The organism is Humidesulfovibrio sp. (assembly GCF_035560995.1).
Lineage (GTDB): Bacteria > Desulfobacterota > Desulfovibrionia > Desulfovibrionales > Desulfovibrionaceae > Humidesulfovibrio.
The window spans coordinates 1-7217 of the sequence record NZ_DATMYK010000299.1; the positions used below are offsets into that span (position 1 = coordinate 1).

At 65.1% G+C, this 7217-nt stretch carries 7 protein-coding genes and 1 tRNA gene; 4 read left to right on the forward strand and 4 right to left on the reverse strand.

The window, feature by feature from the left end:
- The 3 genes from VN419_RS11750 to VN419_RS11760 form a co-directional block, all read left to right on the forward strand.
- On the forward strand, positions 1-280 hold a 280-nt coding region (locus VN419_RS11750), incomplete at its 5' end, for an L-2-amino-thiazoline-4-carboxylic acid hydrolase (RefSeq protein ID WP_325647418.1).
- A 92-nt stretch (positions 281-372) separates the two neighbouring features.
- Positions 373-753: a RidA family protein gene (locus VN419_RS11755; RefSeq protein WP_325647419.1), complete on the forward strand. Its 381-nt coding sequence runs from the start codon at positions 373-375 to the stop codon at positions 751-753.
- 105 nt (positions 754-858) lie between these two features.
- Positions 859-2496 (forward strand): aldehyde dehydrogenase family protein, encoded by a 1638-nt coding sequence (locus VN419_RS11760; RefSeq protein ID WP_325647420.1) that lies wholly within the window; start codon positions 859-861, stop codon positions 2494-2496.
- 91 nt (positions 2497-2587) lie between these two features.
- On the opposite strand, the gene VN419_RS11765 is transcribed toward VN419_RS11760, so the two are convergent.
- The 4 genes from VN419_RS11765 to VN419_RS11780 all read right to left on the reverse strand — a co-directional run bounded on the left by VN419_RS11765 (position 2588) and on the right by VN419_RS11780 (position 6103).
- Positions 2588-4882 (reverse strand): SulP family inorganic anion transporter, encoded by a 2295-nt coding sequence (locus VN419_RS11765; protein ID WP_325647421.1) that lies wholly within the window; start codon positions 4880-4882, stop codon positions 2588-2590.
- 172 nt (positions 4883-5054) lie between these two features.
- Complete coding sequence (locus tag VN419_RS11770; protein ID WP_325647422.1) at positions 5055-5507, reverse strand: YaiI/YqxD family protein; 453 nt, start codon at positions 5505-5507, stop codon at positions 5055-5057.
- Between the two features lie 212 nt (positions 5508-5719).
- Positions 5720-5911 (reverse strand): hypothetical protein, encoded by a 192-nt coding sequence (locus VN419_RS11775; RefSeq protein ID WP_325647423.1) that lies wholly within the window; start codon positions 5909-5911, stop codon positions 5720-5722.
- Positions 5912-6026: 115 nt separating this feature from the next.
- A tRNA-Arg gene (locus VN419_RS11780) sits at positions 6027-6103 on the reverse strand.
- 164 nt (positions 6104-6267) lie between these two features.
- Between VN419_RS11780 and VN419_RS11785 the strand changes: the two genes are divergently transcribed.
- A partial coding sequence (locus VN419_RS11785; protein WP_325647424.1) for a trypsin-like peptidase domain-containing protein occupies positions 6268-7217 on the forward strand: 950 nt, incomplete at its 3' end.

Below are 7217 nucleotides of genomic sequence, written 5' to 3' on the forward strand. Positions count from 1 at the left end.
GCATTTCTCCGGCGTGCTGGAGCTCTGGCAGGCCGGTGGTGCGCTGACCATCGAAGGAATCGAGCTGGAGGCAGAGAGCCTGGACTTCCGCGTCGTGCGCTGCGGGTACATGGAAATGTATGCGCAAATGGGCCTGCCCAAGGCCTTGCACGCCACCCTGTCCTGTCGGCGCGACGCGGCCTTTGCCGCAGGCTATTCTCCAAAACTGCTGCTGGACAGACCGGAAGTCATCTCCGCAGGCGCACCGGCCTGCCTGTTCCGCTTCCGCTGGCAGGGTTGAGGCGAGGGAGGCGCCGGGGCTTCCGCTTCGAGGCAAAGTCTGGCACAAAGCCTGCCCAGGCAGCGCAACCTTCAAGCACCGGGAGACACTCCATGACCCAGAAGACCCTCATTTCCTCCGGCTCCAAATGGGAGCCCCTCCTCGGCTATTCCCGCGCCGTAGTGGCCGGGAACACTATTTATGTCTCCGGCACCTGCGGGGTCGAGGCCGACGGTTCCGTGGCCCCGGACATGTACGGCCAGGCCAAGCGCGCCCTGGAGATCATCGAGGCCGCCCTTGCCCAGGCCGGAGCAAGCATGAAGGACGTGGTGCGCACGCGCATCTTCGTCACCGACGCCAGCAAGTTCGACGACATCGCCAAGGCCCACGGCGCAGTTTTCGCCGAGGTGCGCCCAGCCACCACCATCGTCGAGGTCTCCCGCCTTGTGGACGCCTGCTTCATGGTCGAAATCGAAGCCGTGGCGGTCATCTAAAAACTGAAGGATTCCAGCGCGCGGCTCCGGCTCGCCCCTGCGGCTGGCCGGGCCGCAGCGCCCCCTCCCACGCAGCACATGGCACAACACGAAGGATCATCTGACATGGCGACCAAACCCCTCCGCCTGTTGGCCCAGCTCGATGCCATTCCCGACGAACTCGCCCTTTCCGGGCCGGCCACGTTCCGGCAGTACTTACTGGATGGCGAGCTGCGCACCTGGAATGGCCCCATGCAGGACATCTTCTCGCCCATTTTTGTGGAAAGCGCCCCGGGCCCCAAACGGCAGCTTCTGGGCGCGTGCCCCGTTCATGACAGCCACGTGGGCGAGGAAGCCCTGCGCGCGGCGACCGCGGCCTGGGACAAGGGCCTGGGCTCCTGGCCCAATCTGCCCGCAAGCGCCCGCATGGCCTGCGTGGAGGACTTCTGCCGCCGCATGCGCGCCAAGCGCGCGGAGATCGTGCGGCTCATGGTCTGGGAGATCTGCAAGTCGCGCAAGGAATCCGAGCAGGAATTCGACCGCACCATCGAGTATATCGACGACACCCTGGCCGAACTGCGGCGCATGCAGGAACAGAACGCGCAGCCGCAGCGCGTGGGCGGCATGCAGGCGCACAGCGGCCAGTCGCCCTTTGGGGTGGTGCTGTGCATGGGGCCCTTCAACTTTCCCTTGAACGAGACCCTGGCCACGCTCATTCCGGCCCTGCTTATGGGCAACACTGCCGTGGTCAAACTGCCGCGCATCGGCAGGCTGCTATTTTTCCCGCTCATGGACTGCTTCCACAAGGCCTTTCCGCGCGGGGTGGTGAACATCCTCTCCGGCGGCATCGAGACCGTGACGCCCATCATGGCCTCCGGCTTGGTGGACGCCCTGGCCTTCATCGGCACCAGCCGCGCGGCCGAGGCCATGCGCGCCCTGCACCCGCACCCAAACCGCCTGCGCTGCGTGCTGGGGCTTGAGGCCAAGAACGCGGCCATCATCCTGCCCGACGCCGATCTGGACATCGCCGTGCCCGAGGTGCTGCGCGGCTCATTCGGCTTCAACGGCCAGCGCTGCACGGCCATCAAGCTCATCTTCGTGGCCCGGCAAGTGGCCGAGACCTTCCTGGAACGCTTCACCGGGGCTGTGGCCGAGCTGCACTGCGGCCTGCCCTGGGAGCCGGGCGTAAACATCACTCCCCTGCCGGAGCCGGGCAAGCCGAAGTTCCTGCAGGCCCTGCGCGCAGACGCCCTGGCCAAGGGCGCGCAGGAGCTGATTCCCGGGGTCGGTCTGCCTAGTGAACAGCCCGGTGGAATGGATGACGCCGAAACCTTTTTCGCGCCCTCCCTACTGTTTCCGGTGACGCCGGACATGCGGGTGTTCCATGAGGAGCAGTTCGGACCCATCGCGCCTGTGGCCCTGTTCGACGACCCGCAGGAAGCCTTGCGCGCCATCGCCGCCTCCAGCTACGGGCAGCAGGCCAGCATCTTCGGCAGCGATCCGCAGCAGCTGGCCGAGCTGTCCCGCCGCCTGCACAACCTCGTGAGCCGCGTGAACATCAACTGCAAGTGCCAGCGTGGGCCGGATGAACTTCCCTTCACCGCCCGGCGCGATTCCGCCGTGGGCACCCTCTCGGTGCGCGACGGCCTGCTGGCCTTCTCCCTGCCCACGCTGACCGTGCTGCGCGACAAACCGGCCACTCAGGCGGCCAACGAACGCATCGCACTCGCATTGGCCGGTCCCGGTTCGCAAAACGGGGCATAGCGTACAGGTATCCCAGCCGCACCCGGCGGGTCCTGTCGAGGATCGTGTGTGAGGAAAGGACTGGCGGGCCGTGCGCCGCGCCGTCAGGCAATCAGGAGCCTGGGCCGCCGCTCTGGTACAAGCGCCCCTCAAGCTGGTTTGCATAGACGCTGTGGAAGAGCAGCGCTGTCTGGGCATCGGACTGTTCCAACTCGCGCAGCGCCAGTACGGAGAGGAAGGCATAGCGGCAGCCTGAAAGCGCGGTGATGTTTCCCGGCGCCGGCAGCCCCCCCTCGCTGCTTGCCTGGCCAGCGGCGCTCCCGGCTCCGAGGGTGCGCAGGCGCAGCAACTGCGGGGATTGTCCGGAATCGCTCGCCCGCACCTCCTCGGCCTGACCGGACTGGAACAGGTACACTCCGGTCATGGCTTCGCCCTGGCGCAGAATGACCTCGCCAGCCTGGGCCGTGCGCTCTTCAAGCCAGGGCTCCAGCCGCTCCAGAAGGGCCTCGAAGCGCTCCCCTTCCGCAAGCTTCAGCAGCATGTCATCCACGGCAAGATCGAACAGTTCGTCCTGCCCGCCGGAATCCTTGCCCTCCTCCAGCCGGGCGTGTTCCCGGTCGAGGATGGCGTCCTCGCACCATTCCAGGGCGCGGTCCGCATCGGGCAGGAAACGCACGCCATCCACCTGGGCCGGGTCGGCCAAGCGCATCTGCCCAAGCAGAGAATCCGGAGCGGCGCAGAACAGCAGTTCCACGCCGGAGGACTCGGCCTTTTGCAGCATGCGCAGGAAGCAGTTCACGGCCGAGGAGTCGAAGCCGTCGATATCGCTGAAATCAAGGATGATGAATGACGGCCGGACGCCCGCCTCGGCCTCCATGTGGGAGTTCACGCGCAGGCTGAGGGCGCTGGCCGAGCCGAAGAACAGATAGCCGGTGGCGCGCAGCACGCGAACCTGCGTGGTGTGACCGCGCAGGATGTGCCTGTCAGGCACGGAGCGCTGGCGCGCGCTTGAAAGGGCGCTGGCGTCGGTGTCGTCCTTGAGCACGGGAATCCGGCTGTACTTGACCACGAAACCTATGGTGGCGAGCATGAGCCCCACGCCTACGCCTTCCAGAAAGCCGAAGAAGGCGATGGAGCAGACAATGGCCCACACCACGGCAAGCTCCACCCGCGTGACTTTCGTGCGGGAGCGGATGCCCCAGTCGTACAGGGTGCTGACGCCGATGAACAGGATGAGGCCGCCGAGGATGAATTTGGGGAACAAACCAAGCACAGTGGAGCCGAAAAAGGTCGCGATGCCTGCCAAAAGCCCGGTGGTGATGCCCACAAGGCGCGAATTAGAGCCGGTCATGGGGCCAAGCAACGAGAAGCTCAGCGCCGTATAGCCCGCGTGCGCCCCGCCAAGGCCCCCTGCGAAGTTGGCCAGGGCGTTGGCGTAGAACTCGCGCTTCAGGTCCAGGTCCACCCGCGCCGCCGCCTCCATTCCACTGGAGATGAGCAGGAAGGAAATGGCCGAGACCAGGGGGATGGTCAAAAGTTGTGGCAGCTCCCGCAGCAGCGCCCCCCACTGGATGAGCGGCAGGTCGGTCGCGGTGAACACGGGCCAGAGCCTGCCGCCTTCGGGCATGCCGCCCAGCAGCAGGCCGCTTTCCGCGACCCTGGAGAAATCCTGGCCGGAGGCCAGCAGGTAGCCGCCGAAGCAGACAAGGGAGGCCAGCAGCACGAGCGGCAACACAAAGGGGCTGCTGCAACGGGCCATGCCGAACATCAGCGCCGCCGCCATGGCCACGCCCGGCAGCCAAAGGGCGATGAGCTGCGGGTCGATGAGCTTGGACAGCCCGGCCAGGCTCAGTGAAACACCGGTCATGATGCCAAAGCCGCCGGAGATGAGCAGCCAGCCCACGCCCGACAGAAAGCCCGCCACCACGGGGAAAGGGATGTAGCGGATGAGGTTGCCCAGACGGAAGCGGCCGAGAATGACGAAAAACACGCCGGTCGCCAGGGTGGACATGGTCATGGCCGCGCCCACGGTGACAAGGGTGGCGCGCGGGTCAAGGGCGCTTGCGGAAAGTCCGGAGACTAACGCCGCGGCCACGGAGGCCATGATGGCCGAGGAGGCGTCCTCCGGCACGCAGATGGTCGAGGGGAAGCCGCTGCACAAGGCCAGGATGATGCACATGACGAAGGTGCCGAAGAGCGTGAGGCCAGCGGCCCTTGGGGCGAACCAGGCCAATGGCCCGGAGAAGATGAGCGAGGCCAGGGACAGCTCTATGACGATGAGCAGCAGGCCGACGACGAAGCCGGAGCTCAGGGCCGGCAGCAGACGCGAGGGCGTGGCGATGTCGTGCCCGATGTCCCGCAGGCTTTGCAGCAACTGGGGCCGAGGGGCCGAGGTCGTCTGAATCATGGATTCCTTCCTGTGGCATGGCAGCGCACGCATCACCAAGCTTGTGGCATGCGGGGAATAACAGTCGCCGCTTGCGTGTTCACCGCAAGAGCGCACCCTTTCTACGAGAATTTCCCCAGACCTGCAACGAGCGGAACGCTCGGGAATTAAAGAAACCGCGCGTCTCTTCTCCTTACCGGCGCAGAGCCGCGGAGAGGAATCTGTCCAGCTGGTTGGCGAAAGCGTTGCGGTCCGCCAGGCTCAAGGGCGCAGGCCCGCCGGTCATGACCCCGGTGCTGCGCAGTTCGTCGAGCATGTTGCGCATGGTCAGTCTGCTGGCGATGTTCTCGCTGGTGTACAGTTCGCCGCGCGGATTGAGGCCCGTGCCGCCCCGTTCCACCACCTTGGCCGCCAGTGGGATGTCCGCAGTGATTACGAGATCCCCGGCCTGGACGAGTTCGGCGATGGTGTCATCCACCACGTCGAAACCCTGGCCCACGCGCAGGGTGGAAAGATAGGGTGAAAACGGCACGCTCAAGGCCTTATTCGCCACCAGGGTCGTCTCGATCTTGAGCCTGAGGGCCGCGCGGAGCAGAATTTCCTTGATGGCGTTGGGACAGGCGTCGGCGTCGACGAGAATGCGCATGGGAACTCCGAAAGGTGGTTTGGGCCGTGCCGGTTGGGCGCACCGCCTTAGGCCAGATACATCAAACACTTCGCGCTGTCCCCGGCCGGACGCGTGAGCGTGGCGCAGTGCAGGCCTGAGACCGTGCGCCAGACAAGACGCGCACGAAGGGTCCGTGCGACAGGCTTCGGCGCGCAGACGCACCAGATTCGGCAATGGGCGTTGCCCGGAGCTTACTTGATGCGCCAGCGGGCAGGCGCAAACTCGACCACATTGAAGGTCTTGGTGGCCTGGCACTTCGGGCAGGTGACAGCGATAACGGGGGCCAGGGGATAGTCTTGCATCACGTGTTTGCAGCCGCAGACGAAGACGGGACGGGGCAGGCCTTTGCCGCTCTGCACCAGGGAGCCGGTAATTGTTTTCATGCGAGTCCTTTAGCAGCGCACACCGCAGAAGTCCATAAGACTCCGCGGGCCGTGACGGCTGAGGGGCCAGGAACATGTTGATGAAGGGAAAAGTGCGGAGGTAAGGACGGCGGCGTGGTGCCCTCGGCAGGAATCGAACCTGCGGCACCAGGATTAGGAATCCTGTGCTCTATCCGACTGAGCTACGAGGGCACGTGTTGGTCGCCGGAGAGGGAGTCCTACACAATTCCTGCCCCCCGTTCAAGTTGAATGTGCTCACTACCCGTTTGAGGCCCACCCGGCTTTACAAATCCGGTTTCGGGACTATAGTTCCACAAACACCGCCAGGGTGGCGGCGGCATACGGAGGTACCCCCTATGAAACGGATTTTGGCCCTGACCACGCTCCTCGTCCTGCTCGCCCTGCCAGGGGTCGGCCTCGCCAAGGCCGGTTTGCCGGACTTCACGGACTTGGCCGAACGTGCAGGAAAGGCCGTGGTCAATATCAGCACCACGAAAAATGTCCCCAGCCGGGGTTCGCAGATGCAGGAGCTGTTCAAAAACGCTCCCAAGAATCACCCGCTGCGCGAATTCTTCGAGCAGTTCGAAAAGCAGTTCGGCCAGCAGGACGCCCAGCCGAGAAAGCTCAGTTCGCTTGGTTCCGGCTTCATCATTTCGCAGGACGGCTACATCGTGACCAACAACCACGTGGTGGCCGAGGCCGACGAGATCAAGGTCAAACTGCTCAGCCGCGACAAGCCGTATGACGCCAAGATCATCGGTCGAGACCCGGAGACCGACCTGGCCCTCTTGAAGATCGAGGCCGGAGGCGGCCTGCCCGTGCTGGAGTTCGGCAACTCCGACACCACCAAGGTGGGCGAATGGGTGCTGGCCATCGGCAACCCCTTCGGCCTGGGCCACACCGTCACCGCGGGCATTGTAAGCGCCAAGGGCAGGCACATCGGCGCCGGGCCCTTTGACAGCTTTCTTCAGACCGACGCCAGCATCAACCCTGGCAATTCCGGCGGCCCGCTCATCGACATGGACGGCAAGGTGGTGGGCATCAACACCGCCATCGTGCCAAACGGCCAGGGCATCGGCTTCGCCACGCCCGCCAGCATGGCCGGCACGATCATCCAACAGCTCAAGAGCGGCAAGAAGATCATGCGCGGCTGGCTCGGCATCACCATGCAGGAGCTGGACGACAACACTGCCCGCGCCGTGGGCCTGAAGGACACCAAGGGCGTGCTCGTTGCCCATGTCATCCCCGGCGATCCGGCGGACAAAGGCGGCCTCAAGATCGGCGATGTGATCCTGAAGCTCGGCGG

What these genes read in the sequence shown, in the direction of transcription:
- VN419_RS11755 (WP_325647419.1), top strand. Translation starts at nt 373, where the DNA reads ATGACCCAGAAGACCCTCATTTCCTCCGGCTCCAAATGGGAGCCCCTC.
- VN419_RS11770 (WP_325647422.1), bottom strand. Translation starts at nt 5,507, where the DNA reads ATGCGCATTCTCGTCGACGCCGACGCCTGTCCCAACGCCATCAAGGAA.
- VN419_RS11765 (WP_325647421.1), bottom strand. Translation starts at nt 4,882, where the DNA reads ATGATTCAGACGACCTCGGCCCCTCGGCCCCAGTTGCTGCAAAGCCTG.
- VN419_RS11760 (WP_325647420.1), top strand. Translation starts at nt 859, where the DNA reads ATGGCGACCAAACCCCTCCGCCTGTTGGCCCAGCTCGATGCCATTCCC.
- VN419_RS11775 (WP_325647423.1), bottom strand. Translation starts at nt 5,911, where the DNA reads ATGAAAACAATTACCGGCTCCCTGGTGCAGAGCGGCAAAGGCCTGCCC.